The organism is Bacteroidia bacterium (assembly GCA_027493955.1).
Taxonomy (GTDB): domain Bacteria; phylum Bacteroidota; class Ignavibacteria; order SZUA-365; family SZUA-365; genus JAOSJT01.
The window spans coordinates 3,968,780-3,995,736 of the sequence record JAOSJT010000001.1; the positions used below are offsets into that span (position 1 = coordinate 3,968,780).

The window sequence follows — 26,957 nt, forward strand, 5'->3', positions numbered from 1 at the left end:
GATGCATTGCGGCGTACATACGAACAGGGCGACGGCGGCGGTCTTACGCAGACTGCGCAAGCCCTCGCATTCATGCACGACGCGCTCCAGGAAGATCCTGCAATTCAAACACTACTGCACCGACGCCCCTATTTGACCCCAGCTCCTCCCCGCCGTAACGGCTTTCGCTCCGTCCCACGACAATCACGACCTTGTACCACATATTTCGGGCACGCTGTGCCCTTCAGGAGTATCACTGTGAAAGCGACCGACTTCCTCTCCGTCCGCGACATGAATCAGGAGGAGATCCTGGCCACCTTCGACATCGCCCTCGATATGAAAGCCGACCGCACGAAATATGCCGAAGCCCTCAAGGGTCAGGCGCTGGCGATGATTTTCGAGAAGCCCTCCCTTCGCACCCGCACGACCTTCGATATTGGCATTCAGCAGCTCGGCGGATATTCACTCTACCTCTCACCGGCTGAAATCAGCCTCGGAAAACGCGAATCCGTGTACGATGTCGCGAAAAATCTCGAGCGCATGGTGCAGGGTATCATGATTCGCACCTTCGCGCATCAGATCGTCATTGATATGGCGAAGTTCGCTTCCATCCCCATTATCAACGGACTCACCGACTTCTCGCACCCCTGCCAGGCGATGGCGGACTACCTCACCGTCAAGGAAGTGAAGGGCGAGCTGAAAGGCCTCAAGCTGTGCTATGTGGGCGACGGCAACAACGTGGCGCACAGTCTCATGTTCGCCGGCGCTATCCTCGGTGTGGACGTCACTGTGGCCTGCCCCGCTGGTTACGAGCCCAACCTCATCGCCTTCCAGCAAGCCACGGAAGATGCCAAACTTTCGGGCGCGAAAATCGAAGTAGTACACGATCCGGCCGCCGGTGTGAAGAATGCCGATGTTGTGTACACCGACGTCTGGGCCTCGATGGGGCAGGAAGCCGAAGCCGCCGAGCGCCGCCGCATCTTCATGCCCTTCCAGGTGAACGAAGATCTCATGGCCAAGGCGAAGACCGACGCCATCTTCATGCATTGTCTGCCTGCACATCGCGGAGACGAAGTGACAGACGGCGTGATCGACGCTCCGAATTCGGTGGTCTTCCAGGAGGCGGAAAATCGCCTTCATGCGCAAAAGGCCATCATGTATCAGTTGATGAAAAAGTAAGGGCCGGCCATGTCCCGTACAGCGCTCATTGCCATCGGCGGGAACTCGCTCATCCGCGCGGGTGAGCGCGGCACCATTGACGAGCAGCTCGCCAACGCGCACGCCACGGCGCGTTGTCTTGCCGAAATGGTGCAGCGCGGCTGGCGCATCGTTATAACGCACGGCAACGGTCCCCAGGTGGGGGCCGCCCTGCTGCGTTCCGAACGCGCCGCCGGTGAAGTCTACACCCATCCCCTTGACGTCTGCGTCGCCACCACGCAAAGCGAAATCGGCTACCTGCTCCAGCGCGCGCTGGAGTACGAGCTTCGGCAGCTGGGCCTCACCACACCGGTGCTGACCGTGCTGACGCAGGTGCGCGTAGACGAACACGATCCCGCTTTCGCCCATCCCACCAAGCCTATCGGACCCTTCTATTCGAAGAAGGAAGCCGAGGACCGGCAGCGGCGTCTCGGCTGGAATATCGTCGAGGATTCGGCCCGCGGCTATCGCCGCGTCGTGCCCTCGCCCGAACCGAAAGAGGTGTTCGAACAGCACATCATCCGTAAACTGCTCGACGACGGCATGATTGTCATCGCCTGCGGTGGTGGCGGTATTCCCGTCATCGAGCGGGCGAATCACGAAGTGATCGGCTCCGAGGCCGTGATAGACAAGGATCGCGCATCGGCCCTGCTCGCCTCGGAACTGGGTGTGGACCTCTTCATCATCAGCACTGATGCGCGGCAGGTGTTTGTGGACTTCAAGAAACCCACGCAGCGGGGTCTCGACACAGCCAACGTATCCGAACTGCGGCAGCTCGCCGGCGAGGGGCAGTTCCCGGCCGGGAGCATGGGACCGAAAGTGGAGTCCGCCATCCGCTTCATCGAAAGCGGGGGCCGTGAAGTCATCATCACGTCATTTGAATATCTCACCAGCGCGCTCGACGGCAACGACGGCACGCGCATTGTTCCATAACCGGCACAGGAAGGACAGAGCATGAAACTCCGCCATCTCGTCGAATCTCAGCAGTTCACCGTGCCTCTGCTGATGGAGTTGTTCGACCGTACGCGCATGATGGAAAAGGTGCTGGCCCGCGGCGGCACCCGCGATTACGCACAGTACATCATGGGGACGCTGTTCTATAAGCCGAGCACGCGTACGCGTTTCTCCTTCGAAGCCGCCATGCACCGTCTCGGCGGCCGTGTGCTCTCCACCGAGCACGCAATGGAGTTCTCCTCCGAAATCGAAGGAGAAAAAATCGAGGATACCATCCGAATCATCGGCAATTATTGCGATGTTATCGTGTTGCGCCACCATGAGGAGGGAGGCGCCACACGCGCGGCAAGCGTGTCCACGATTCCCGTCATCAATGCCGGAGACGGTGCGGGCGGGCAGCACCCCACACAGGCGTTGCTCGATCTCTACACCATTTACAACGAATGCAAAACACTGGACGGTCTGTCCGTCGCGCTCATCGGTGCCCTCGATCACGGGCGCACCGCCCGCTCGCTCGCGTATCTGCTCGGGAAGTTTGACCGTACGAAGCTGTATTTCATCGCTCCCGAGGAAATGCAGATCGGCCGGGACATCCTCGACTATCTCGACAAGCACGACGTCGCGTATGAATTGGCCTCCACCACGAAGGGCATACTGAAAAGCATGGATGTCGTTTATCAGACACGCATCGACAAAGACCGTCTGCGCAAGCGCGATATCGATTTGTCGCATTACAACATCGACAGTACGGTTCTGCGCGAATTGAAAAAGGACGCCATCATCATGCATCCCCTGCCGCGCTCGGTGGAAATTGACCATGCGGTGGACGACGATCCGCGCGCGGCGTATTTCCGCCAGACGCGCAACGGTCTCACCGTTCGCATGGCGCTGCTCACCATGCTTCTCGAACAAGAATAAACCGATACGACAACACAGGTAGCACTATGAACACACAGGATTATATCGCTCTCGAAGAACAATACGGCGCTCACAACTATCATCCCCTGGACGTTGTCGTCGCACAAGCCGAAGGCGCCTGGGTCACCGACGTCGAAGGTAAGCGCTTTCTCGACTGTCTGGCCGCCTATTCCGCGGTGAATCAGGGTCATTGCCACCCGCGCATCATGGAGGCCTTCGTGGATCAAGCGAGGCGCGTCACGCTCACAAGCCGCGCTTTTCGCAACGACCAGTTGCCCATGCTGTATAAGAAGCTGCATGAGATGACCGGTTACGACATGTCCCTGCCGATGAACTCCGGCGCCGAAGCTGTGGAAACAGCCATCAAGACCGCGCGTCGCTGGGCCTATGACGTCAAGGGCCTTCCGGAGAACAAGGCGGAGATCATCGTTGCCTCCGGCAATTTTCACGGCCGCACGACCACCATCGTCGGTTTCTCCGATGATCCGTCGTCGTTCAAGGGCTTCGGACCGTATTGCACCGAAGCCTTCCCGATGCACGAATACGGCAATCTCGACGATCTGAAATCGAAGATCACGCCGAACACTGCGGCCATCATGGTCGAACCGATTCAGGGCGAAGGCGGCATCGTGATTCCGCCCGATGGCTACCTGAAAGGTATCGAGCAAATCTGCCGCGAAAACAACCTCCTGTTCATCTGCGATGAAATTCAGGCGGGTCTCGGTCGCAGCGGTAAGCTCTTCGCGCATTACTACGAAGGTGTTCGGCCAGACATTGTGATTATCGGCAAGGCGCTTTCCGGTGGCTTTTACCCCGTATCCGCCATTCTGGCCGACAAGCATATTCTGGGTGTGATCAAGCCGGGCGAGCATGGTTCAACCTTCGGAGGTAATCCTCTTGCCGCCGCCGTCGCCGTGCGTGCTCTCGAAGTTATCGAGGAGGAAAAACTCATCGAGCGTTCCGCCGAACTCGGCGAATATTTCGCCGGAAAACTCCGCTCCATGGATTCTCCGCATATCGTGAAGGTCCGCGCGCGTGGATTGTGGATCGGCCTCGTACTGGATACGAAGGCACGACCGTACTGCGAAGCACTCATGCGCGAGGGCATTCTCTGCAAGGAGACGCATGTGAACATCATCCGTTTCGCTCCTCCCCTCGTCATCACGAAGGATGAGATAGACTGGGCGCTCGAGCGCATCGAAAACGTACTCAAGACCGTGTAATACAAGTTCATCGTTCATTTATCCGATCAATGGAGAGATCCATGGCAGTAACAAGCAATCGCATCAACACCCTCATCGTCGGCGCCGCCGGACGCGATTTCCATAACTTCAACATGGTGTATCGCGACAACGAGCTGTACAATGTCGTCGCCTTCACCGCAGCCCAGATCCCGGATATCGCGGGCCGCAAATATCCCGCTTCCCTCGCAGGCAAGCTCTATCCGAAAGGGATTCCCATCCACGCCGAGGCCGACCTCGAGAAGTTGATCGTCAAGCACAATGTGCAGGAAGTGGTGTTCGCCTACAGCGACGTCACGTACGAGCATGTGATGAGCATCGGTTCCCGTGCCACCGCGGCCGGCGCGCATTTCAAAATCCTCAGCGCGAAAGACACGATGATCGTGAGCAACAAGCCCGTGATCTCGATCTGTGCCGTACGCACCGGCAGCGGAAAGAGCCAGACCACGCGCAAAGTGGCGAATATTCTCCAGGCCATGGGTCTCAAGGTTGCGGCTATTCGCCACCCCATGCCGTATGGTGACCTCGCCAAGCAGAAGGTACAGCGTTTCGGCTCCATCGCCGATCTCAAGAAGCACAATTGCACCATCGAGGAAATGGAAGAGTATGAACCGCATATCGTCAACGGCACCATTATCTATGCCGGCGTCGACTACGCGGCCATTCTCGAACAGGCGGAGAAGGAAGCCGATATCATTCTGTGGGATGGCGGCAACAACGACATGCCGTTCTACAAGCCGGACCTCAACATCGTCGTCGCCGATCCTCTGCGCGTCGGCAACGAGCTCGAGTACTATCCCTCCGAGGCCAACCTTCGTCTCGCCGATGTGGTCATCATCAACAAGATCGACAGCGCGGATCCTTCCGAGGTGCATGAACTGCGCGAGAACATCCGCAGCGTCAACAAGACGGCGCGCATCGTCGAAGCCGCCTCTCCGCTCATCGTCGAGCGCGGCGAGCAGATCCTCGGCAAGCGCGTGCTGGTCGTCGAAGACGGCCCCACGCTCACCCACGGCGAAATGCAGTTCGGTGCCGGCACTGTGGCCGCGCTGAAATTCGGTGCCGCAGAGCTCATCGATCCCCGTCAGTGGGCCGTCGGAAAGATCAAAGAGACCTTCGAGATCTATCCCGAAATCGGTACCTTGCTCCCCGCCATGGGCTACGGTGAAAAGCAGATCAAGGATCTTACCACCACCATCGACAAGGTGCCCTGCGACCTCGTCGTCGTGGGTACGCCCATTGATCTCAAGCGCGTCGCAAAATTCAAGAAACCCGCGGTGCGCGTCCAGTACGAATTGCAGGAAATCGGCGAGCCCAGTCTCAAGACCATTCTCGACGAGTTCACGCAAAAACTCTGATGCGCCCTTCGGTACGGCGACGTACCCGCGATAATGAAAAACTCCCGCCCATCGGCGGGAGTTTTTTTGAGCGGGGCGTCGGTTGCGCGCGGAAGGGCTGACCGGGCGAAATCCGTTGTCATCGCCTCACGGATTGATCGAGATGCCGAGGAAGTACTGTTTCCCTCCATTGAGCTGCGTAAGGCGATGCCCCACATCCACGCGCAGCAGACCGAAGACACGATCAAGAGATAATCCCGCCTCGAAGAGGGGGCGCGTCGCTGTGCGTATCTCCCGCGTGAGCATGACTGCGGAAGCCTCGCGCATGCGCGTCCAGCCCGCTGCTGCGAAAATTCGGAGTTCCCACACATCTGCGGCAAGCAACCCCATGGAGGGCAGCCCCAACAGAAGGAAAGGCAGCTTTCCGAAGTTGTGCTCCAGAAACACCGTTGCTTGCTCGTCGCCCCCGAATTCTCCGAGAGCGAGTGTCCTGAAGCGGAACGGCGCTGTCATCCACGTTTCACTCCCGGGAAGCGTGAGCATGTCCTGTACCGGCAGTTGCGCTGTGGATCGCTGCCAGGAAAGGCGGAATGCGCCGCTCCCGAGCGTTCCGAGTGTGTATCCGCCTCCTACCGCCGCCCCGGGAATAAAGACGTCCCACTCTGCGCCGGCTATGGAAAAGGACCGATATTCCAGCCAGAGGTCCGGCGCCAAATCGGAAGGCTTGAATGCCGCTCGATGCACACCGTCCGCCTCGAGTGTCCTGTTCCTGAAGTCGCCGCGCAATCCGAGCTTCAACCGCCATGCGCTGCCGTCATTGATCGGTGGGTTTTCCAGATACGTTCCCTCGCCGACCAGACTCCAATCCGAGTGTTTGCTTGCGGACGCGGCGTGGGAATACTCCACTCCGAGGTCCGCTTTGAGCCACGGCAGGGGATGTGTTTCCCAGAGCAGACGACCGCCGCTGCGGTAGTAGTAATCGAAGGCGTCAAAGCGGTCCAGCAGAATCATGCTTGTAACAAAAAACGTGTTGAGCAGCGGTTCATCGCGATACAGGATCGCAAGATCGTGAAAAGCCGAGACGGTCAGTTGCGAGCGGTCCCGCGATCCCAGGGACAGCTGCATGTTGCCGCTCCCTTTCGGCCGTCTGTCCAGAAAACCGTAGCGCAACGAGGCGGACCAGCTTCGCAGCCGATCCGTCACATGCGTCGAGGCGTACGGGAAGCCTATCGACAGACCCTCCACACGATTGAACTGCACGGCTTCAACCAGACCCGGAATTTGCGAGATCAAATCCCCTTGTTGTAGTTCCTTCCCGGTCACGACATGGCCGAGGTTATAATCCTTCATTTTCGCAGCGCGGACCTGCGCCACACTGTCGGAAATCATGTAGATGGTATCATCCACGAGCGACCGCGGCTGCAGGCGGCGCAGTTCCCAGTCATCGGAAGTGAAGGAATCGGCTGTCGGGAGCACCTCCACCTGATAGTCGTCGAACACGGCAGCGATATCCGGCGGGTTGCATATATATTCGGCTATCACCGAGCTTCCCTCCAGCGAGAGCCACGCCTTCATCCCCATCAGGTTCAGATATCCCTGGACCTGCAGATTTGCCGCGCTGGGAAGCCAGAAGCGCTCCTCGTACAGGCTGAACTGTTGCCGGAAGGTGAAGCTCGACATCATGGGGAGTATTACGGCGCAGGCCTCTGGCGTGAAGCGCAGATCGACCTGCGTGATGGACCAGGTGGAATCTTCGATGTAATAGTATCCCGAGACCGCCGCGGCCAGGCGCGAACGGGGCAGGACGCGGATCCGCCAGATGCGGAGGCGCTCTCCTTCCGACACCCCTGCGACGCTGTAGTAATACACATCGTCAAGACCCGCCTCGGATATGGGACCCGTGATGCTCGCGCTGTAAAAACCGAGTTCCTCCTGCGAGCAGTCCATGCGCGCGAAACCGCTGGTGATGTTTCTTCCCATTTCTTTGAACAGGTCGGACTGCTGGCGTGCGTGCACCTTTTCCTTCCGTTTGTTCGGGCACGCAAACCACGCCTCTGTTTGTGTTTCCGCTATGTCGAGAAAGGAGGCCTTCAAATCCTTTTCCAGTTCCTTCGACATGTTCCATGTGCTGTCGATGCGGGAATACACCTTGTTATGTGCGCGCATGTGATAGGAGTGCAACGTTCGCTGCCGTTGCTCGCGCGCGAGCCGGGCACGCGTCACGATCAGGCGGGCGAGGCTGTCGTCCGGTGTGACGGTGACCTCGTCCAAAGTATAGGTGCGGGGACGCAGCGCGAAATCCATCCCGCTCTCGTTTCCCTGCACGGTGAAGCGGCGCGTCTTCGATTCGTACCCGATGGAGCTCACACGGATGGTCCAGGAGCCGGGCGGAAGCTGCAGACGGTACAGACCTTCCTTGTTCGTGACCACGCCGCTTGCGTTTTCCACCACAAAGACATGCGCGAAAGCAAGACCTTCCCTGGTGGAAGCGTCGCGCACCTCGCCCGTAATGACGTGTGTCTGCCCGCGCGCGCCCGCGGTCACGATCAGGAGTAAGAACAGAAAGATGCAGGAAGTATGACGGGACATGCGGCTCTCCTCTTTACGGCACAACAAAAGGAGCAATGTATCCTGTTATATTACGAAGACTCGGTGACAGCACCAAGGGAAAAATCCCTCCCCATCGCATGCGCCACTCAAGGCGCCGTGATGCAGCGACTCGAGAGTACTTTCGTTCGGAAGGAGTGTGCCCAACACGGAAGCGACTGAAGGACGTCCTTAAAAAAAAACCGCCCCGTGGAGGGGGCGGCATAGCGTTTGCTGTTGATGTCGGAACGGCGGGATTTGAACCCGCGACCCCTACTACCCCAAAGTAGTGCGCTACCGGGCTGCGCTACGTTCCGATCCGCTCGCCGTGAAGCGAGACCACTAATATACGCAAATGTTTCGGGATTTCCATAATGCCGTTGAAGCAGCAATCGGTCCAAGCAGCAATCGGTCCACCAGCGCGGACCGATTCACGATTCCGGATTCCCGATTATCCTCTGATCCGCTCCCGCAGATCTTCCAGAAACACTTTCACCTTTATGAGATCGTTTCGGAGTTGCCCTTCGGGTTCGAAGATCAAGGCGGTCTGTGCCGGATCCACCATCTCTTCCTTCTCATCGCGGCCGAATTCCGCGTCGCCTCCGGGTGTGTAGGTTTTCAGGACCTGCTTCGCACCTTCTATGGTATAGCGCTCGTCGCGCAGCAGCTTCTTGATGAAGAGAATGAGCTGAATGTCTTTGTTCGTGTAGATGCGGTTGCCGGCGCGATTCTTCGCGGGCTTGAGCTCGTCGAATTCCGATTCCCAATACCGGAGCACGTATTGCTCGAGGTTGGTGATTTTACTCACCTCGCTGATGGAGTAGTAGAGTTTTTTAATCGAAAAATCTTTCATCTGCGCACCCGAGGATAGTGAGCCGGAATCAGAATCTAACCATACGTTTTTGAACATGCAACAGGCGCTTCTCTCGAAGGTTTCATGAAGTATTCCGCGTAACCTCACCGTACCCCTTTCCCTTCGTCCCAACGGCTCAAGCGATGTGCGAATTCCCGTAAGGTCCTGAGTCGCAATTCAGCGTACGTAACTGTGGTGAGCGCGCGTTCGTTCTGGTAAAGCATGCTGTTCGACCTCTTGCTGAAACCGGGATCCGCGTCTACCAGGGATTGGAGGATATCTTGCGGGGAAAGACAATTGCGGCGGTGAGCACGGCGAGCGCGAAACCGCCCAGCACATCGAGCAGATAATGTTGCCGCACCAGCATGGTGGAGAGAGAAATCGCCGGTGCGACGAGGAGAAACAGCATCGATGGCACGGAAAACCCTCTTTCCTTCAGGGAGAGAAACGCCACGAGCCAGGGATTTGCGACGTGCAGACTGGGGAAGGCGTTGAAACGTGAATCCACCAGATGCACGAGAGCAATGACACCGCCACCCTCCGCGGCGAAATCCCGTTCCGGTCCCTGCGCCGGAAACAGCGCGAAGAGTGCGAAAGCGCCGAGGTTCATGACTATGAAGGACGAGAACGCCAGATTCAGGAATTGCGCGTTTCTGCGTATGACGAAGAGCCCCAACACAATCACATACGCGAGCAGGTAAATGAAAAACGTCCAGGGAACGATGGGGAAGGTGGCATCGATCGGGAGGGAGGGATCGAACACCGGTCCGCGCGACGCTCCGATCCAAGCCGTGGTGTAGTACAGCGTCACCCATCCCGCATAGCACAGCAGCATGATGAGGACGTAGCGACGAAGGGAAAACGGGCGTACGCGCTCAGTGTTCATGCGGTAAAATATCGCATTCCGCAATGGAAAGGAATGCGCCGTGTGATCGCAGATCATCCGCCGCATCGTTCATCGCTTCATATCATCCCTGGTCTTTCGCCAATCTACACTACGTCTCGCCATCGCAGCCGCATTTTCCCCCGACGGGGGATTTTCTCGCCGGCGACCTTGCGGATGGCGGCGATGCGCTGAAGCAGCGGCGGATGGGAGTGATGCAGGGCCACGTAGAGCGGATGCGGTGTGAGATTGGCGAGATTGGAAACGGAAAGTTTCTTGAGCGCATCGATGAGCGCCTCGGCATTGCGATAACTGCGCACGGCGTAGCGGTCCGCCTCGAATTCGTGTTTGCGGCTGAGGGCGTGCAGGGCGAGTGAGAGCAGGAAGCTTACCGGGGAGTACAGCATGCCGAAAAACACCAGCGCGGCGTAGACGGAATGCTCTTCGACGAAGAACGCCCGCGAGAGCGCGCCGCTCTCCACGAACAGCGAGAGCAGGAAGAGCATCATGCCGCTCTGTGCTATGCCGAGAGCGGTGCTGATGAGAATGTGCTTGCGGCGGTAGTGGCCGATTTCATGCGCGAGCACGGCGGTGAGCTCGGCGGGTGTGTGCTTCTCGATGAGCGTATCGAACAGCACGATGCGGCGGTGCCTCCCGAAGCCGGTGAAAAACGCATTCGCCCTCGTGCTGCGTTTCGAGCCGTCCATGACGAAAATGCCCTTCATCGGAAAGCGTACGGCCTCGGCGTAGCGCAGGATTTCGTCGCGCAGCGGTCCCTCGGCCAGCGCGGCGAAGCGGTTGAACAGCGGCATAATCCACGTCGGTGCCACATACTGCACGGCGAGCATGATTACGGTCACCGCTCCCCACGCGTACAGCCAGGCCATCGGTCCCGCCGAGGAGAACAGCCACAACACGAGCGCCAGCAGCGGAGCGCCCAGCAATAGCGCCAGCAGCGCGCCCTTGAGCACATCGGCGGCGAAGGTCTTCCACGTCGTGCGGTTGAAGCCGAAGCGCTGCTCGATCACGAATGTGGAGTATATGGAGAACGGCAGCGCCAGCAGCGAGCGTCCCGCCGCGAGTATGCCGATGTAGCACAAACCGGTGATGATAGCCGGGAGACCGAACGACCGCACCCACACATCCAGCACGCCAAATCCTCCCGCGAACCAGAACCCCGGCAGCAGCAGCATATCGAAACCCGAGGTTACAAAGCCGAAGCGCGTACGCACCCGCGTGTATTCCTGAGCCCGTGCATAGCGCTCCGCATCATACACGCCCGCGAATTCCTCCGGCACCCTCGGCGACAAAGCCCGCAGGTTGAGCACGTCCGCAAGCACGTCGAGCGCGTTGGTGACGAACAGTGTGGCGAGGATGATAAGTGCGAATTCATTCATGCAGCGCGGAGCCGGAAGTTGTATCAGTGTGATGACGCACTCCCAAAATGCGAAGAAATATCGTTCTGACAACATATACTCCACCCAGAATGAGAGGGCGATGGAAATTCGCAGGCCGGCGCCTGAGCGAGTTTAGGCGGTCCCTGAGCGAGTTTCAGCGGTCCCTGAGCGAGTTTCAGCGGTCCCTGAGCGCAGTCGAGGGGCAGCCTCCGAGTGAAGGGCGGTTTCTGAGCGTGTTTCCGGTGCCCGATCGTAGCCGAAGGCCCGGAGTACGCCAATCTCTCGACAACGGATGCTACGCGCAGCGGATCGTATAGACCAGAGTTAGATATATGACTATGTAATAAACGAAATTTTTCAAAAAAATCCCATATCTATGGGAGGCGCAGCATGTTTGAATGGAGGTATGTTTCCGTTGTGATCATACATGAACGATGTTTCACGAGTAAAAGGACACTACAATGAACGACAAAACAACAATCCCGAAACGGCTGCGGGCGCTACTGCCGCATAAGCGCTTCCATTGCCTGCGGACCATGCTCGCATTGCTCCTGCTGCTCTGCGCCACGAAGGCGTACCCGCAGGTGCAATGGACGGAAGTGAAATTGCCAAAATCCCCGAATATGACTTCATTTTCTAGTATGGTGTGGGCAGACTCGCTCCATGGATATCTCTTCGGGCGTTTCCACGGCGTAATACTAAAAACCTCCGATGGCGGTGCCAGATGGTTGCTTGATTTCCTACCACCAGGACCGGATTCACTTATCTATCGTTCCGGGTTCGAATTCAGACACGCCGATTTCAAAGGCAGGGATTTCGGCGTTGTGACATTCAACAAATATGGCGGGCGGGATTCGTTGCTCTTCTATACAACGGACGGTGGCGCTACCTGGAGTTACCATCTGATCAAGATGAATTCTCCGTTTGAAAACACAATGAATCCTCCCGGTTCTCAATTGCGTGTTGACGCAAACCGTGCCCTGTTCCTGTATTACACGCGCCAATACGACGACGGTGTGATAGCCAATGTGATAACTCGCAGCGATGACTACGGCGCGACGTGGCGTGAACTCGGAGGCGACACCGTATCCGGAAGCGGCGACCTCATTAACTATTACGTCATGCTGGACTCGCTGACGCATTACCGCTTCACTACTTTGTGGGACATCGGTGACTTCAGTCGCTCCGAGGCGCGGGTCACAACCGATGGCAGGCGCAACTGGTCCGGTTTCCCCGAGTTGCATTATCTGTGGTTTATTGATAATTCGGAAATTCAGGAAGTCCGGATGATCAATGATACCTCGGTATCGATTAGGCTTAGGGATCCCAACGGAAATGGCGGCCCATGCATTGTCAGCCGGGATATCCGCAATCACCTCACGCGTGAGGCATGGTATAACTATGGGCATCCGTATACATGGCCGAACGGGTGGAAGCAACCGGTATACGATTTGCTGTATCACGACGGTACGTACATCGCCAGAATAACGGATTCCGTCATGGTCTTCCGGGAAAATCCACCGGAGCGCGCACAAAAATTGTACGTACCCGGAGGATATTACGGCTCGTTTTACCTGCAACCGGGCGGTCGCGTGTGGCATTTGAATTGGGGAAAGCTCTGGGTCCTGGACTACCGGACCTTGGGCTCTGCTGTTACTCTCCCCGCGCCATCGCACGACATCGAGGGCTTCGAGTGCTATCCACAACCGTTTTCAAGCAGCTTGGGCGTGCTTACACTGCGCTTGAACAGCAAGCAGCGCCATGCAGAGGTTGAACTCGCTGTATACGATTCGAATGGTAGGCGGTTGTATGATAGAGAAATCGGAGACATCGCGCCTGGCATGAGTGATGTGCATGTGGATATGTCAGCAGCATCGTTCTCACAGTTACCCTCTAACGCGGTGCTGTTTATCGAATTACGAACTCAAAATCAACGCTTCTACACGAAATCACTGTTTCTCAAGAACAAGTAGGAAAGGTGTGACATGAAGAATACGAAGTACCTGTTCACGGCATGTCTCTTCGTCATGATGACTGGAAACGCAATCGCACAGACCCCTGAGTTAAACGATTACTGGCAGAATTTCGTCTCAAGCGGGGCGAATATTCTCTCAGGCTACACTCCCGATCCTAATTCAGTAAATCTCGGCAGTAATATCGCAGGGTACCACTTGGGCCGCTTTGGCTTGCATGGTCTCATCTGGGGGCACCTGACCTGGGTGCGCTCGCCGGAGTATGCTGATCCGGCGACAACGGATGGGCTGCGCAGGTAGTATCTGCGAATTGCTAATGGTAAGATCGATACGATGACGAGCGCTCCGGTCTTCGAGGATATCAGTGGCTGCGGCGCTATCAGCTACAAAGGACCGACGCATGAGGCGATCACGAGATATCATGACGGGTTCTGGCATGATGGCGACATGATCGGTGGCGGGTATAAGGGCTGGGGCATGAAACGAAGCATGGATGCCATGGTGGCTCTACCCAGATATATGCCCCGCATACTCAAGGACGAGTGGTATCGCATGAAAATCCGCTGCGAAAACAGTCCGCCGCCGAGTATGTTCACAACAATCACCATCTGGCTGGCTCCTGGCGGCTCGCCCTTCCCGAGTACGCCGCATTATATGCAGACGTATCGGGGGCTGGAAAAGGGAACAGAAGAGAATGCTCCGATATTACCTGTCACAGACGACGGATCGCTGCACATTGACCCTGTCAGCGGACTGCTGCAACCGCAGCGCGTATGGTACAGGAAAGGTACTGTGGCGATACTGTCCTGCTTTTCCAACATATCCGTGAAGAATCTGGCCGTGTTCAGAGGTACGGGCGGCAGCAGAACGCCGTTCTACAGTTTGCAGGTGCATGGTGCGGATTACACTGCCGATATCAACGATTTCTATGAACACTGGATTCGTGTCGGCGATGAAGATGTAAACGGCAGCGACCGCGACGTGTGGTCTGTGACTCTTGACAATGGTGAATACGTGATTCATACCACGGCAGCCAATGGGTATCCGATCGCTATGCCGGGTGCGCTGTATCGGCAGGATAACGAAGGCGTGTATGCTTCGGCATATCTGAAGTACAAGGACGAAGTTGACTTTACGAGCTTCAATCTGGAGGATTGTGAAATCGAATACGATTTGCGCATCGGCAAGCGCAACACCGGTTATGCTTAATCGGGCATGGCGTTTCATTTCACGAATCGAACAGGAGATCTCCATACCTACATCGACGGCAGAGAGCCAGACCTCGGCGTTGAGGGTGGTGTATTTGAAACCCCGGATGAAGTGACGGAAGGCGATGAATCCGTGGCCCTTCATAGCAGTGCCCAGTCCCTTGTGCGTTTTGGTCATTACTACCGGCATTTGTACCGCTATCTCGCCGCAAATCTGCGTCCCGACAGAATGGAGGTGACACACCATCGCGAGAGCAAGGAGAAAAAAAATGATGCGGGGCAATTCGTAGAAAACAGCGGAGAGCTGTTCTATGGCGGCACTCCGTGGGATGCGTCCTTCAGCATTGATCCCGACTCACTCGCCTACTCCGAAGGGCATAACTACGAAGGAGAAATGGCGGGAGCGATATTGCGCTTCAGCCGCTATATACTGGATCCGACTACACCGGCGGAGCTGAGTACGCATTTCGCCACGAATGCGAGCACCTACATCACGGCCATGAACGACAATTTGCTGGCGAAATGGATCAATGCCGCGCAACTGTATACCGGCAGCAGTGACCTGTTTTATGGCGCCAGTCAGAGCAACTGCTTGCTCGGCATCGGCAATCTCAACGACGGTCATATTTGGCGATACACGAAATCCCGTACAGGGAGTATGTTCCTGCATGCTCGCGGCTTATCCGGCATCACTCCAGCGTACTCTAATTTCTCCGATGCGTATTGCGATTACTATCACACGAAAATTGCCGATGCCTTCGTTCCCCAACAATACGATGGCAGAGACACCTGGCAATGGTATGACGGCGCCGGGTGGTGGGAAACGTATGACAACGGGATTATGGATGCAGCTCACTATGCGGGCGAGGTACGGCATGTGTTCATGGCGGACGAGTATGGCTTCCCCGAAATGGGCGACATCGGGTCGAAGATAGCAGACAATTTCGTGAATGCTATGTGGAACAGAGTTCTCCCCAATCCTCCGGAGAACCTGGTTGATCTGTACGAGTTCCGCCATCCCAATGAAAAGCACAAACTTTCTGACAAAGGAAACAGTTACGGACTCACGGACTACCCGTTGCTCGCAAAATACAATTTTACGGTGTGGGAAATTCTTAATGATTTCTACGCCCGTAAACCTATGCACCTGCGGAATTACGCACCAGCCTCCGCACAGATGGCCTATGCCGTGCGCTACGGTACGCCGCGCAATCTTCGCGCCGAGCCGCTCACCGTGTAGTCCTGCAATGATGGCCTCGTCTCGAACCTGCTTATCCGCTGGGATCCACCGTCGGATTATCCCTGTGGCTATCTTGATGGTCCATCGGGCGGCATCCGCCATGCGGGCACGCGCCTGCGCTGGTATCACATCGATCGCAAACTCGCAAGCGATGCGGACTGGTCCGCCGCCGTGCGCTGGAGCATAGACATACCCACATTCCAGCAAGCCCACAAGTATCCCTTCCTGCTTGATCCCACTGCCGAGGTGGGGCAGAGTTATCAGTATCGTGTATGTACGCAAGACGCCTCAACGGGCATCACGAATCTTTCGGAATACTCCCCAACCCTCGACGTCACCTATCCCGCCTATGCCGGTTACTATGACAGCAGAAATGACTTGCTCGAAATCGACCTCTTCCCCTGGCCGACGATACTGAGCGGCGAAACGCGCACGCTCGCCAAAGGCATTTACTATGCGCCGTTCAACATCCTGGTGGAAGAGGGCGGCACGCTCGTGCTCGATCCCGCCGTGCAGATCATTTTCGGCGATTTGTGCGAGCTGGAAGTGAAGGGCTCGTTCGTCGTCAACGGCAATCCGGACTGCGAGAGGGTAACGCTCACCGGTGTGGCCCCTCAATCGGGAGGCGGCGCCTCGGGCAGTTGGTGGGGTGTGTCGCTCTTTCCCTCCGCGACGCATGACATCGATTACGCCATCATCGAGAACGGAATCAACAATCTGGTGCTCTTCGATCCGGGCGGCGTTGTGAGCAACACCGCATTGCGCTACGCCTCACAACATGGCGTCATCATCAAAAACGCCGACGATTCCGGTCCCGCCGCACAATTGCTCGAGCAATGCGACATTCACGAAAACGGCTGGACCAATGTGTTTATGACACACGGAAGTCTCGATGCGGGAGGCCAACCGATACCGATCTACCCCATCATCCGCAACTCCACCATCCGCCAGGCGCTCACCGGCGATGGTATACTTGTGGCCGATCAGGCATTTCCTCTCATTGAATACTGCGACATACACTCGAACGCGACGAATGGCATTCGCTGCGAGCAAGTGCGCGGAGACGTTTTCGCCAACTCGAACGTCACTCTGTTGCACAGCAACATACACGATCACGAAAGCGGAGCGGGCGTATTCCTCCGAGGCAGCAATGGCCTGTTGCGCTTCAACGAGCTGTATGGAAATCTGCATGGCGTGTCGGCCAACGATGCGTCCATACTTCATGGTGCGCTGTCCTACGGCTCTGTCGGCGGTAATTCGCTGCATGACAATGATATTCACCTGCGAATAGAGAATTGTACCGGTATCTACATTGGGTTCCACTTCAGTTTGCTCGGCGACAGTCGTGGCCACGGCAATACCTTTGTCGCGCCGGGCAGTTACCACATACAATCGGTAAATTCGGCGGGCTTCGCGCAGTGCAACAGTTACAATCCGTACGACCCCTACGCCAATCCACCGCATTTCGACATCCCCGGTTTCCCGATGACGCCGGACATTGAAGTGTTGCCGCTCGGACCATGCGTCCCTCCCGGAGGTGGTACGCAAACGATATTGCCTAAAACCGTTGCATCCAACGAGCGTGCATTCACGCTCGGCACTTTGCCGATGTTGTTCGAAAAACACGACGATGCCTCGGTTCTGAAACTCCTGCAGACGTACGAGCTCGATCCGATATGCCGGCATGGCATACTCAGTTGGCTGGGCACCTACGCCGCGAGCGGCTCGCACAAGGATCGCTACCTCGCCATACTCGACTCACTGTCGCAATCCTGGCAGGGCGGCATGTTGGCGCAGGTACGCCATGCCGGAGTATCCGCCTTCGTCTCGCGCGGCGGCATGCAGATGTCGCCGGGTTACGCTTCCTCAATATCCGACTCGGCATTGCACTCCTACATCACACTGAAAGCCGCAGTGACAAATTCGAAGGAGCTTTCTCCGATGGAGGTTCTCCAGGCGCAGATCCGGAACAACGATACCGTCAACAAAACGATGTCGCCGCTAACACCCGCAGCGGGAAACGGCGTCCCGGTCCCCAGAATTTCCGTCAATGCCGGGCCGCCTCAGCCGGAGTATTCCGGACTGCTCGCATACCCCAATCCGGCGAGCGGTATGCTCAATCTCCGGGTGACAGATGCTCGTCGTTATGAGCAATGCAGGGTCACAGACTTGCTCGGACGAGTCGTCATGAAGGTAGATTTGCGTACGGTTACGGTTGAGGAAGGTTTGTACCGACTCGACCTCTCCACGCTCCCCCGCAACCGCTATCTCGTCACGTTGTTCGGCGAAGATGGCACGGCGTGTAAAACGGTGGTGTTGCGCTGAGGTCTTGCGCAAGGCATTCCGATTCGAAGTTAATAGCTGGCCTTTCGGTCATAACAGCAAAACAGGAGAGCGTCCGGCTCTCCTGTTTTGCGTTTTGCGAAATTAGAGTTGAATTCCTGTAAAGTTCTGACGCTTTGTTTGCATGAAAATAAGCACGTGAATTATAACGATGGTCCCTGAGCGAGGTCTCGGCTGCGCTCGACCATCGTCGAAGGGACGCTCAGCTACTGACGAATGGCAATCACAGTCGGAGGGGAACTATCGGACGACTGTGAACGGGTAGGTGGAGAGTGTGTTGTTGATACTGATGCACGCGATGTAATACCCGACCGGGAAGGTCGACACGAGAACACTACGCGTCAGAACAGCATCGTAATACTGAAGTTCCTCCGCATGAAATATTCGTCCGGTCAGATCTCTGATAGATAATTGGATGTGCGCGGGCTTTGTATACGTAATCTCGACATTGACGAAGTCTTTTGGCGAGCTTGGGTAGACCGATAGCGATTGAAGTTGCTTTGGGTTCTCAACCAGGTTCGGTGTACAGCACGGAGAATTAATCTTGTTGTATCTGTTGTTGCCGGTAAATTCGTTCGGACAATAGAGCTTCCTGAGCGCACAGATATTGCGACAAGAAAGTTTGGTGGCTTGCGGGATATTTGCCTTCAGAATGTTTCTATACATTGGGTCGCTTTTCGAGTCTGGATACGTTGTGCTATTCTCACAAGGATTCCCAATTGCGTCGGGATTATCGTTTGGGTCACTTGTTTCGCCCACGCCATATCCATTAATGTGGCCGAGCCCTAAGCAGTGAAGGATTTCATGCAGCAGGACTGATTTGATCGAAACGCACGGTTTACCTCATATTGAGGGATTGTTGCATTCCGGTTGCCAGCACCACTCATTATTTCGCTTTCGATCTTGTGACAAATTCAACCACACGGAGGGGACGTCAGTAGAGGGATTTCTCCCCTCCATTTGTCCCGGAACCTCTCTCCCATCAATACCAGGCTTATCAAAAGCTTGGGCAAATGTGGTGCCAAAAATTTCAATCGGCTCCGCTCCGTTCAGATTTTCGCAACTTTTTGAAATCGTGAGTCCTCCTGTTGTCGGGCACACGCAATCATGAAGTTCATTTGTAATATCCTGCAGCGCCGAATTCACAGTCGCCTTGAAGTCGAAATTTAAACAAGTGATTCCTTTAATGGTTTCAGGGAGAAACTGCCACTCTCTGACACAAATGTTTCTGGCGACATGTTGGTAGGGTAGCACAAGCGGACCGGCGACAGGGGTTGTGCGGCCACACCAGAAAACATTATCAGAATACTCAAGGTCTTCTACCTTCTCTTTCCCTCGGACGTAGTATGAATGAATCCAGGTTGGATCGCAGCCCGTTTGCGCGTACGTAACACTGACGGGAGTAACGAGCAGAATGACGAGAATGATGATTCGTTTTGTAGTCATGGCTGTAATCCTATTGGAGTCTGAGCATACCATTTCGCAACGTGCTGATGCAGTCCTCCAGATTTATCTGCGCACCACTGCGGAGAAGGAGATCGTTATCGAAGACCACATTTCCTACCACTGGCAATGCTCCCCTGACTCTTAAGTGATAGGAGGTATAGCTTGTTTGCGTACTCACGACGAATAAATCGAGAAAAACAATATATTGCTTCCCGACCTCCATCTTGCCTGGACCGGATTCGTAATACGTAAAACCCTTCGGGGCATAGTATCTGAATATACTGTCCGGCGGGCAGACCCAAGAAACGGGGATGCAGTTGCCGCTGCCTTCACCGATCGGATTTCCACAGAAATCGCTGTTCTGCAATCCACCAAAAATAGAAGTGATTATGGATATATCAGCGCAGTAGATTTCATTGAGATGCGGCGAACCAAAATATCTGGTCGTTGAGTCAATATGAACGCTTCTCGATTCAACGTTCACAAGATACACACCGCCGATATTGAAGTCTCTGAGCGTATCATAAAGATTTCTGGGAGATACGCGGTCGTAAAATGCATTTTGCAGGCTGCCGCCCAGATCCATATACGTCGATTTGTAGGCTGCGGGTTGTCGCCAATTTGACTCGTTTTCAGTGTGACGGAAGCGCAAATAATCGTAGTCCAGAGCTCGCAGCAGGGCTCTCATGCCGAGCGCGATGGAATCTTCACTGAGACTGTTGGCGAAGCTGTACAGCTCCTCCGGTGAATAAAGCTTACAGAGCGTATCCGCAACGATATACGTCGCGACAATGTCGAGCGGCATTTGGATCGAGTAACTTGGCCAGTTCGTAATTACCGCCGCATTCAGTATCTCGCAGGTGCTGTCGCTTTTCATAAACAGCGGCTGGGAGTGCGAAGCTTGGGATATGCCGGCGGCAAGCAACACGAGTAAAACAGTGATACGCATATGATTATCCTTATAAAAGTACGGTGCAAAATACTCGCAGGGCATACAAAAGTCAAGCCAACTACCATATTGGGGTCGCAGGCAGGTCGGAATGGTTGCATGTGGGCTGTGTGAGTAGAAATGGGATCAGTATCAACCGCAAACGAGAATGCAATGAACGCCAAGAAAGCATGGTCGAAGGGCGGTCCCTGAGCGTGGCTTCGACGGTCCCCGAGTCAGGTGACCATTCCGCCGGGCGGAAGTCGGTGACTATCGAATGTGACATCGAATTGGGATGAAAAATCTATCAAATATAGTCACTCTGTGCTTCGGCCGAGGCCCACCCCCATCATGTAGAGACGTTGCATGCAACGTCTCTACATGGCCGAAGGGGCCGTGCATTCCCTTTGCTGAAGAGACAACAAAAGCTATCGGCATGCATAATAACCTTGATTCCTGGTCGGATGCTGTGTACTTTGCCGTTTCGCTGGTCGTCGCCGGGCAAATAGTCATTCGTCATCCCGCATTCGTGCCACAAACCGAGGATATCGACATGAACTTTCGTAGTACCTTGTTGCTTCTCCTTCTCGTCCTCGTTTCATCCGGTCTGATCGCGCAACCTTCACTGCCCAAGACCCCGAAGGAAGATATGTCCGGCCGCATTTCTCCTGGCAATCTCACCATGTGGTTTTCCAACAACGGCATCCTGTCCTTCGATCCGATGCGTGTTGCTGCGGGACTGGAGTGGCCAACAGGTTCGGGGAAGTTCCTGGCCTTTTCCGAGGGATTACTCTTCGGTTGCCGGAATCCGGAGCCGTCGGTGGGCGGAGCCAATTACATTTCCGGCTTGCAACCTGGCAACATCCTCGCAGACGGACAGGCAAGCGATCCCGCCGATCCGGCGCACCGCATCTACATGGTTCGCAGAATGGACCGGACGTCCTTCGAAAACCTGAGTAGAGTCGAACAGTCGCGGTACATTTTGGACTTTCAGGAATGGCCGGTGCATCTGGGCGCTCCGTGGATTGACGGAAACAGAGACGGCATGTACGAAGCGGATTTTGACGCCTGGCTCGAAGGCACACCCGGCCAGGATTGCCCGAAATTTCCGGGAACGGAAGCGGCGTGGTTCGTCATGAACGATCTCGACAGCGCGCGCACGACGAAGCTGCACGGCTCCGATCCCGTGGGCGTCGAAATCCGCATGCTGATCTGGGGTTCGGATGAAGCCGGCGTCCCGGCAAATACACTCGTGCGCGACATCAAAATCATCAACCGGAGCGGGGCCACGCTGAATGACGTCTACCTGTCCTGGTGGGTGGATCCAGAAGTCGGCGACCCCTTGGACGATTTCGTCGGAGTCGACACCATCCGCAATATGGCCTACGCGTACAACAGCAGGGATCACGACAACGAATACGGCGTTGCACCGGCTATCGGCTGGAGATTGCTGCAGGGTCCGGTAGTCCGCGATCCAAACTCGGTGGCGCTGTATGATTACGGCTGGAAGCAAGGCTACCGCAATCTGCCGCTGAGCAGCTTCGTGCATTATATAAACACCGACGCGGTGTACCGCGACCCGGAACTGAGCGATGAAAGCGGCGCTACACAGTGCTACAACAACATGCAGGGGCTGACGTGGAACGGCGCGCCGTTCGTCAATCCTGTGAGTAACAAAACGAGCGTATTTACCCTCAATGGCAATCCCCTGACGGGCAGCGGCTGGGTGGACGGCATCGTGAATCCACCCGACGACAGGCGCATGATGATGAGCACCGGTCCGATATCTCTCGCCGACGGGGAAGAGCAGCAAATCATTATCGGATCGGTGGCCGCGCTGGACACCTCCGCGAAAGCGAGTGTCTATAAATTACTCGTCAACAGTGATGAATTCCTGAATTTTTTACTGCGCCATGTGACGTCGGCGTCGGCACCGGCAGCGATCCCACACTTTGCCATTTCGGACGTGTTTCCCCAGCCCGCAGCGGACAGGATAACAGTGCGCTTCGATGTGGACAGTCCGCAGCACATCACGCTTGACGTGTACGACATGCTGGGCCGGCGACTGCGGCGCCATCTCGATCTGTCCACTGCCGCAGGCAGCCACAGCAGCACAATCACAACGAGCGGCTGGGCTCCGGGCATGTATATACTCCGAATGCAAGGTGCACAGGGGAGTGTGAGCAGGCGCTTTGTCGTACGATAAAGCGATTTGTAAAGGCCAGCGCCTCATGCTGGACGTTCGCCACGACGTCCCGCTTTGCTAGTGTTACTGTGATGGAAGCGCCCCTCCACCGTAGACGCCGATACCGCTCTACGCCTCGTTGAGTGCACAGACCGGCAGAAAACGCAGAACAGGAGATCGGACCCGCCAGGCGTGTCATCCCTCTGTTCTTTCTGTTTTTTCTGCGGTCCACCCCTCTCTTTTCTGCGCCTTCTGTTTTTTCTGCGTTCCCGTGTTCTGTGGTCCCGCATTTGTTCGTCTGACAAAGAACCGGTACGTTTGTATGTAATGGCGAGTACTTCGCCTGATTCTCCCTATCCCAAGATACAGGGCGTTTCTTCGCTCCGGCATCCATTGCCCGAAAACAAAGTCGATACGCAATATCCACGTTTCTCTGGAGGCTTTCATGGCTACCTGGCTCATCGTCATCGTCGTTCTCGTTCTTGTCGCCGGCTTCATCTTCTGGATGACGCGGCAGTACAGGAAGGCCGGTCCCAACGAGGTGCTGGTCATCTCCGGCCGGCGCAGCGTCATTACGACGCCCGACGGCGCAAAGCAGGAAATTGGCTATAAATTCCGCATCGGTGGCGGTTCCTTCGTCAATCCTTTCAGCGAGCAAGCGGATACGCTGCCCATCGAGGTTGTCAGCGTCAACATCCGCACCCCGGAAGTGCTGTCCAAGGACGGCATCCCCATACTTTCCGAATCTTCCGCACAGGTCAAAATCGATTCCAACGAGTACTCGATTTTCCTCGCAACGCAAAACTTCATGGGTGGCGGCACCGACGCGGTGCGCGAAGTGGCCCAGACGGTGCTCGAAGGCAAGGTGCGCGAAAGCATCGGCAGCATGACGGTGGAGGAGCTGTATCAGAATCGCCAGGAATTCGCCAACCGCGTGTACAACGCCGTGGTGCGTGATCTCGGCAGCATGGGTCTCGTCATGATTTCTTTCGCGCTGAAGGACGTCACCGATACGCAGGGCTATCTCGAAGCGCTCAGCAAGCCGCGCATCGCGGCCGCCAAGCGCGACGCCATCGTCAAGCAGGCCGAGTACGACCGCGACGCGGAAATTTTTGCCGCGCAGGCGAAAAAGGAAGCCGATATCGCCAAGCTTGTCGCCGCCGCCGAAGTGGCCGGCCGCAACTGGCGTAACGAAGAACTCAAGGCAAAATCCCAAATCGAAGTCAGTAAAGTGCGCGCCGCCGCCGATACTTCCTACGAGCTCGAACGCCACAAACTTGCGCAGGAAGTGAAGCGCGAGGAATACAAGGTCAAGTTCATCGAGACCGAAGAGCAAGCCAAGGTGCAGACCGAGGAAATCAAGCGCAAAGAAAAGGAACTCGAAGCCAACGTCATCAAGCCGGCCGAAGCCCGCAAAGTGCAGATTCAGACCGAAGCCGAGGCCGAAAGCTTCCGCGCCCTCCGTGAAGCGGAAACGAAAGCCACTGTCCGCGCGCGCGAAAATGAACTCGACGCGGAGCGCATCAAAATGCTCGGCAAGTCCGAAGCCGACGCCATGACCGAAAAAGCCAAGGCCTACGGCGAGTACAATCAGACCGCACACTATCAGATGATTCTGGACATCCTGCCCGAGCTCACGAAAAATATCGCCGAGCCGCTCTCGCGTATCGACAAGATCACGATGATCAGCGGCGCCGACGGCAAGCTCGGCACCTCGCAGATCACCGGCCAGGTGGCGGACATTCTCGCCAACGTGCCCGAGGTCGTCAAGTCCCTCACGGGCGTCGATCTCGCGAAATACCTCAGGGAAAAACTCGGCGGCGATGCGTAATGCATGGCAACCGGACTCCCATGTCTCAACGAAACCGCCGCAAGAACCACGCACGCAGCGCGGTGGCCGCGGCATTCAAGTCATAGACAGCATGAGGTAGCACAGTGACCGCAGACAGAATACATTTGATCGGGTCCTCGCCCACGCTCAAGGTCGCCGCGAAAGCCAAGGCGCTGAAAGAGCAGGGTGTGGACGTCATAGACTTCAGCGTGGGCGAGCCGGACTTCGGCACGCCCGCGCATATCAAGGATGCCGCCAAGCGCGCCATCGACGAAAACTTCACCAAGTACACCGCCAACGAGGGCATTCTCCCGCTGCGCAAGGCCATCGCCGCGCATCTGAAAGAGGAATGCAATCTCGTGTACGATCCCGGGACGGAAATCATCGTCAGCAACGGCGCGAAGCACTCCATCTACAACGCCATGATGGCCATCGTCAACGACGGCGACGAAGTCATCATCCCCGCGCCGTACTGGGTGTCGTATCCCGAAATGGTGAAGCTCGCCAACGGCAAGCCGGTGATCGTACAGACCCGCGAGGAAGACGGCTTCCGCCTGACGCCGGATCAGCTCCGCGAACACATCAACGCGAGTACGCGCGCGGTGTTTCTCAACAATCCTTCCAATCCCACGGGCTCGGGCTATTCGCGCGAAGAACTCGAGGCGCTGGCCGACGTCATCGTCGAGGAAGACATCTACGTCATTGCCGACGAAATTTACGGCAAGCTGATGTACGACAGCCTGAAGTTCACCCGCTTTGCATCGCTCGGACCCGAGGTGTGGAAACGCACCATCACCATAGACGGCGTGTCCAAGGCCTACAGCATGACGGGCTGGCGCATCGGCTGGGCCGCCGCACCGAAGGACATCGTTTCGGCCATGGCCAAGGTGCAGAGCCACGCCACGTCCAATCCCTCGTCCATATCGCAACGTGCGGCGCTGGAAGCGTACAAGGGACCGCAGTACGAAATTTCCAAAATGGCGGCTGAGTTCGAGAAGCGCCGCAATTTCGTGGTGTACAAGCTGCAATCCATCCCCGGCGTTTCCTGTCCCATGCCCCGCGGCGCGTTCTACGCCTTCCCGAACGTGAAGTCCTTTTATGATAAGGAGTTCGAAGGTGTACCCATCCGCAACAGCTACGGCATGGCATATTACCTGCTCAAGCATGCGAATGTGGCCATTGTGCCGGGCGACGCCTTCGGTTCGGACGACTTCATCCGAATCAGCTATGCAACATCCATGTCCAACTTGCAGGACGGCATGGCCCGCATTGCCGAGGCTCTCTCGAAGCTCAAGCCCGCGCCCAAGCGCAAGCTCATCAAGCTCGCGAATACGGAAACCGTGGTGAAGCATATCGTGCAGTCCGAAGACGAAGTGCGCATCGACAAGCGCAACGCCCTCGTGGCCGAAGCGGAAGCCGAGCTGAGCTACAGCAACTACTTCGAATGGAATGCCAATATCAACGGACTCATCGTGCAGCTCCGCACCAACGTGGGGCATCTGTACGATTTCTGGGTGGAAAACTGGTATCCCGCGCAGCTCGAAGCAGACATCGAACCGCATGGCGTGATTTACGCTGTGGACGGTGTGGCGGGGCGCGAATCGCATGCCTTCTACAACAGCGACACCAAAACCGGCATCCTGTTCAACTGCGACCATTACGGATCGCTGCGCTCGCTCGCTCTCGGACTCGTCAGCGACGTTGCCGAGCGGCATAGCGACGTGCACGCCATTCGCGCGCTGTCCATGGACATCAACGGCGAGGGCGTGCTGTTTATCGGACCATCCGGTACGAAAAAGACGGAGCTGTTCTGGCGCCTCTTCTCCGAACGCGATGAAACCGCACTGCACAGCTACGACTATCTGTTTGTGCGCTATGGCGGCGGCTATGCGGCCGCGGACAATCCCGAGCGCAAGATGTACATGCCCACCAATACCGTCGAGTCCTGGGACGGCCTGGCAAAGCTTTTCGACAAGAGCAAATGCGAGAACGTGACTACGCGTGTCGAGGACTGCCGTAACGACAAGCACAAAGTGAACGACAGTTGCCGCCTCAACAGCGGCGCGCCGTACAGCTACTCCTGCGCGAAGAAAAGCCATGCCATGCTCGATCCCTACTGGCTGGGGGGCATGTCGCGTCACGTCAAGCGCATCGATATACGGCATGTGTTCATTCTCCGCAACGATCCCGTGTCGGCCGCAGTGCAGAAGCTCGATGTCGAGGATGCGCTGCATCAGATTGAGGCCGGCTATCCGGCGGGTACGTCCGGAGGCAAGCAGGAGCAGTGGTACAATCCGCATCTGCTGCTGCGCGGGCAGGATCGTTTCGATTTGCAGAAAACTTTCTTTGGCAAACTGTTCCGTTCGGCCGCGGTGTATCAGCTCAACGCCGGTACAGCCACGGTGACGGAAATGGCGCAGCATGTTTTGAAAAACGTCGGCGTAAGCGGAAGGTGAGA

General features: G+C 56.4%; 19 protein-coding genes and 1 tRNA gene. 13 read left to right on the top strand and 7 right to left on the bottom strand.

From position 1 onward, the window contains the following. Nucleotides 1–231 precede the first annotated feature (231 nt). From argF to M5R41_15215, 5 genes are read left to right on the top strand one after another with little or no spacing between them, the layout of a single operon-like run. Complete coding sequence (gene argF / locus M5R41_15195) at nucleotides 232–1,158, top strand: ornithine carbamoyltransferase (GenBank protein ID MCZ7557743.1); 927 nt, start codon at nucleotides 232–234, stop codon at nucleotides 1,156–1,158. Nucleotides 1,159–1,167: 9 nt separating this feature from the next. After that, nucleotides 1,168–2,109, top strand: coding sequence for a carbamate kinase (gene arcC / locus M5R41_15200; protein MCZ7557744.1), 942 nt, complete (start codon nucleotides 1,168–1,170; stop codon nucleotides 2,107–2,109). 21 nt (nucleotides 2,110–2,130) lie between these two features. Beyond that, a complete protein-coding gene (pyrB, locus tag M5R41_15205; protein ID MCZ7557745.1) occupies nucleotides 2,131–3,048 on the top strand; it encodes an aspartate carbamoyltransferase in 918 nt (305 codons plus the stop codon). Nucleotides 3,049–3,074: 26 nt separating this feature from the next. Continuing rightward, nucleotides 3,075–4,271, top strand: a complete 1,197-nt coding sequence (gene rocD, locus M5R41_15210) for an ornithine--oxo-acid transaminase (GenBank protein MCZ7557746.1) — start codon at nucleotides 3,075–3,077, stop codon at nucleotides 4,269–4,271. Between the two features lie 41 nt (nucleotides 4,272–4,312). Beyond that, entirely contained in the window at nucleotides 4,313–5,647 is a 1,335-nt protein-coding gene (locus tag M5R41_15215) for a cyclic 2,3-diphosphoglycerate synthase (protein ID MCZ7557747.1), read from the top strand. A gap of 126 nt (nucleotides 5,648–5,773) precedes the next feature. Here the strand turns inward: M5R41_15215 and M5R41_15220 are convergent, their stop codons facing one another. From M5R41_15220 to M5R41_15240, 5 genes are all read right to left on the bottom strand, one after another. Beyond that, nucleotides 5,774–8,215: a DUF5686 and carboxypeptidase regulatory-like domain-containing protein gene (locus M5R41_15220; GenBank protein ID MCZ7557748.1), complete on the bottom strand. Its 2,442-nt coding sequence runs from the start codon at nucleotides 8,213–8,215 to the stop codon at nucleotides 5,774–5,776. Between the two features lie 240 nt (nucleotides 8,216–8,455). Next, nucleotides 8,456–8,529, bottom strand: a tRNA-Pro gene (locus tag M5R41_15225). A gap of 134 nt (nucleotides 8,530–8,663) precedes the next feature. After that, nucleotides 8,664–9,065 (bottom strand): MerR family transcriptional regulator, encoded by a 402-nt coding sequence (locus tag M5R41_15230; protein ID MCZ7557749.1) that lies wholly within the window; start codon nucleotides 9,063–9,065, stop codon nucleotides 8,664–8,666. 259 nt (nucleotides 9,066–9,324) lie between these two features. Next, the gene (locus M5R41_15235) at nucleotides 9,325–9,951 is read right to left on the bottom strand and encodes a phosphatase PAP2 family protein (GenBank protein ID MCZ7557750.1); all 627 of its coding nucleotides are present in this window, start codon (nucleotides 9,949–9,951) and stop codon (nucleotides 9,325–9,327) included. 104 nt (nucleotides 9,952–10,055) lie between these two features. Further along, nucleotides 10,056–11,345 carry a M48 family metallopeptidase gene (locus M5R41_15240; protein ID MCZ7557751.1) on the bottom strand — a complete coding sequence of 430 codons (1,290 nt, stop codon included), beginning with the start codon at nucleotides 11,343–11,345 and terminating at the stop codon, nucleotides 10,056–10,058. Between the two features lie 461 nt (nucleotides 11,346–11,806). Between M5R41_15240 and M5R41_15245 the strand changes: the two genes are divergently transcribed. The 5 genes from M5R41_15245 (at nucleotide 11,807) to M5R41_15265 (ending at nucleotide 18,091) form a co-directional block, all read left to right on the top strand. Next, complete coding sequence (locus M5R41_15245) at nucleotides 11,807–13,318, top strand: hypothetical protein (GenBank protein MCZ7557752.1); 1,512 nt, start codon at nucleotides 11,807–11,809, stop codon at nucleotides 13,316–13,318. Between the two features lie 12 nt (nucleotides 13,319–13,330). Further along, a complete protein-coding gene (locus M5R41_15250) occupies nucleotides 13,331–13,618 on the top strand; it encodes a hypothetical protein (GenBank protein MCZ7557753.1) in 288 nt (95 codons plus the stop codon). Nucleotides 13,619–13,651: 33 nt separating this feature from the next. After that, a complete protein-coding gene (locus M5R41_15255; protein ID MCZ7557754.1) occupies nucleotides 13,652–14,527 on the top strand; it encodes a hypothetical protein in 876 nt (291 codons plus the stop codon). Between the two features lie 6 nt (nucleotides 14,528–14,533). Further along, a complete protein-coding gene (locus tag M5R41_15260; GenBank protein MCZ7557755.1) occupies nucleotides 14,534–15,766 on the top strand; it encodes a hypothetical protein in 1,233 nt (410 codons plus the stop codon). Nucleotides 15,767–15,937: 171 nt separating this feature from the next. Then, on the top strand, nucleotides 15,938–18,091 hold the full coding sequence (locus M5R41_15265; GenBank protein ID MCZ7557756.1) for a right-handed parallel beta-helix repeat-containing protein: 2,154 nt from the start codon (nucleotides 15,938–15,940) through the stop codon (nucleotides 18,089–18,091). A gap of 861 nt (nucleotides 18,092–18,952) precedes the next feature. Here M5R41_15265 and M5R41_15270 read toward each other — a convergent pair. Both M5R41_15270 and M5R41_15275 read right to left on the bottom strand, forming a co-directional pair. Beyond that, nucleotides 18,953–19,555, bottom strand: a complete 603-nt coding sequence (locus tag M5R41_15270; protein ID MCZ7557757.1) for a hypothetical protein — start codon at nucleotides 19,553–19,555, stop codon at nucleotides 18,953–18,955. A gap of 10 nt (nucleotides 19,556–19,565) precedes the next feature. Further along, nucleotides 19,566–20,504, bottom strand: a complete 939-nt coding sequence (locus M5R41_15275; protein MCZ7557758.1) for a hypothetical protein — start codon at nucleotides 20,502–20,504, stop codon at nucleotides 19,566–19,568. Between the two features lie 415 nt (nucleotides 20,505–20,919). Between M5R41_15275 and M5R41_15280 the strand changes: the two genes are divergently transcribed. From M5R41_15280 to M5R41_15290, 3 genes are all read left to right on the top strand, one after another. Then, nucleotides 20,920–22,689 carry a T9SS type A sorting domain-containing protein gene (locus tag M5R41_15280; GenBank protein MCZ7557759.1) on the top strand — a complete coding sequence of 590 codons (1,770 nt, stop codon included), beginning with the start codon at nucleotides 20,920–20,922 and terminating at the stop codon, nucleotides 22,687–22,689. 424 nt (nucleotides 22,690–23,113) lie between these two features. After that, entirely contained in the window at nucleotides 23,114–24,499 is a 1,386-nt protein-coding gene (locus M5R41_15285) for an SPFH domain-containing protein (GenBank protein MCZ7557760.1), read from the top strand. Between the two features lie 104 nt (nucleotides 24,500–24,603). Then, nucleotides 24,604–26,955 carry a pyridoxal phosphate-dependent aminotransferase gene (locus M5R41_15290; protein MCZ7557761.1) on the top strand — a complete coding sequence of 784 codons (2,352 nt, stop codon included), beginning with the start codon at nucleotides 24,604–24,606 and terminating at the stop codon, nucleotides 26,953–26,955. Nucleotides 26,956–26,957 lie beyond the last annotated feature (2 nt).

What these genes read in the sequence shown, in the direction of transcription:
- M5R41_15235 (MCZ7557750.1), bottom strand. Translation starts at nt 9,951, where the DNA reads ATGAACACTGAGCGCGTACGCCCGTTTTCCCTTCGTCGCTACGTCCTC.
- M5R41_15250 (MCZ7557753.1), top strand. Translation starts at nt 13,331, where the DNA reads ATGAAGAATACGAAGTACCTGTTCACGGCATGTCTCTTCGTCATGATG.
- pyrB (MCZ7557745.1), top strand. Translation starts at nt 2,131, where the DNA reads ATGAAACTCCGCCATCTCGTCGAATCTCAGCAGTTCACCGTGCCTCTG.
- M5R41_15285 (MCZ7557760.1), top strand. Translation starts at nt 23,114, where the DNA reads ATGGCTACCTGGCTCATCGTCATCGTCGTTCTCGTTCTTGTCGCCGGC.
- M5R41_15230 (MCZ7557749.1), bottom strand. Translation starts at nt 9,065, where the DNA reads ATGAAAGATTTTTCGATTAAAAAACTCTACTACTCCATCAGCGAGGTG.
- M5R41_15215 (MCZ7557747.1), top strand. Translation starts at nt 4,313, where the DNA reads ATGGCAGTAACAAGCAATCGCATCAACACCCTCATCGTCGGCGCCGCC.
- M5R41_15270 (MCZ7557757.1), bottom strand. Translation starts at nt 19,555, where the DNA reads ATGACTACAAAACGAATCATCATTCTCGTCATTCTGCTCGTTACTCCC.
- M5R41_15245 (MCZ7557752.1), top strand. Translation starts at nt 11,807, where the DNA reads ATGAACGACAAAACAACAATCCCGAAACGGCTGCGGGCGCTACTGCCG.
- rocD (MCZ7557746.1), top strand. Translation starts at nt 3,075, where the DNA reads ATGAACACACAGGATTATATCGCTCTCGAAGAACAATACGGCGCTCAC.
- M5R41_15280 (MCZ7557759.1), top strand. Translation starts at nt 20,920, where the DNA reads ATGCATAATAACCTTGATTCCTGGTCGGATGCTGTGTACTTTGCCGTT.
- M5R41_15275 (MCZ7557758.1), bottom strand. Translation starts at nt 20,504, where the DNA reads ATGCGTATCACTGTTTTACTCGTGTTGCTTGCCGCCGGCATATCCCAA.
- M5R41_15240 (MCZ7557751.1), bottom strand. Translation starts at nt 11,345, where the DNA reads ATGAATGAATTCGCACTTATCATCCTCGCCACACTGTTCGTCACCAAC.
- M5R41_15255 (MCZ7557754.1), top strand. Translation starts at nt 13,652, where the DNA reads ATGACGAGCGCTCCGGTCTTCGAGGATATCAGTGGCTGCGGCGCTATC.
- M5R41_15260 (MCZ7557755.1), top strand. Translation starts at nt 14,534, where the DNA reads ATGGCGTTTCATTTCACGAATCGAACAGGAGATCTCCATACCTACATC.
- arcC (MCZ7557744.1), top strand. Translation starts at nt 1,168, where the DNA reads ATGTCCCGTACAGCGCTCATTGCCATCGGCGGGAACTCGCTCATCCGC.
- M5R41_15220 (MCZ7557748.1), bottom strand. Translation starts at nt 8,215, where the DNA reads ATGTCCCGTCATACTTCCTGCATCTTTCTGTTCTTACTCCTGATCGTG.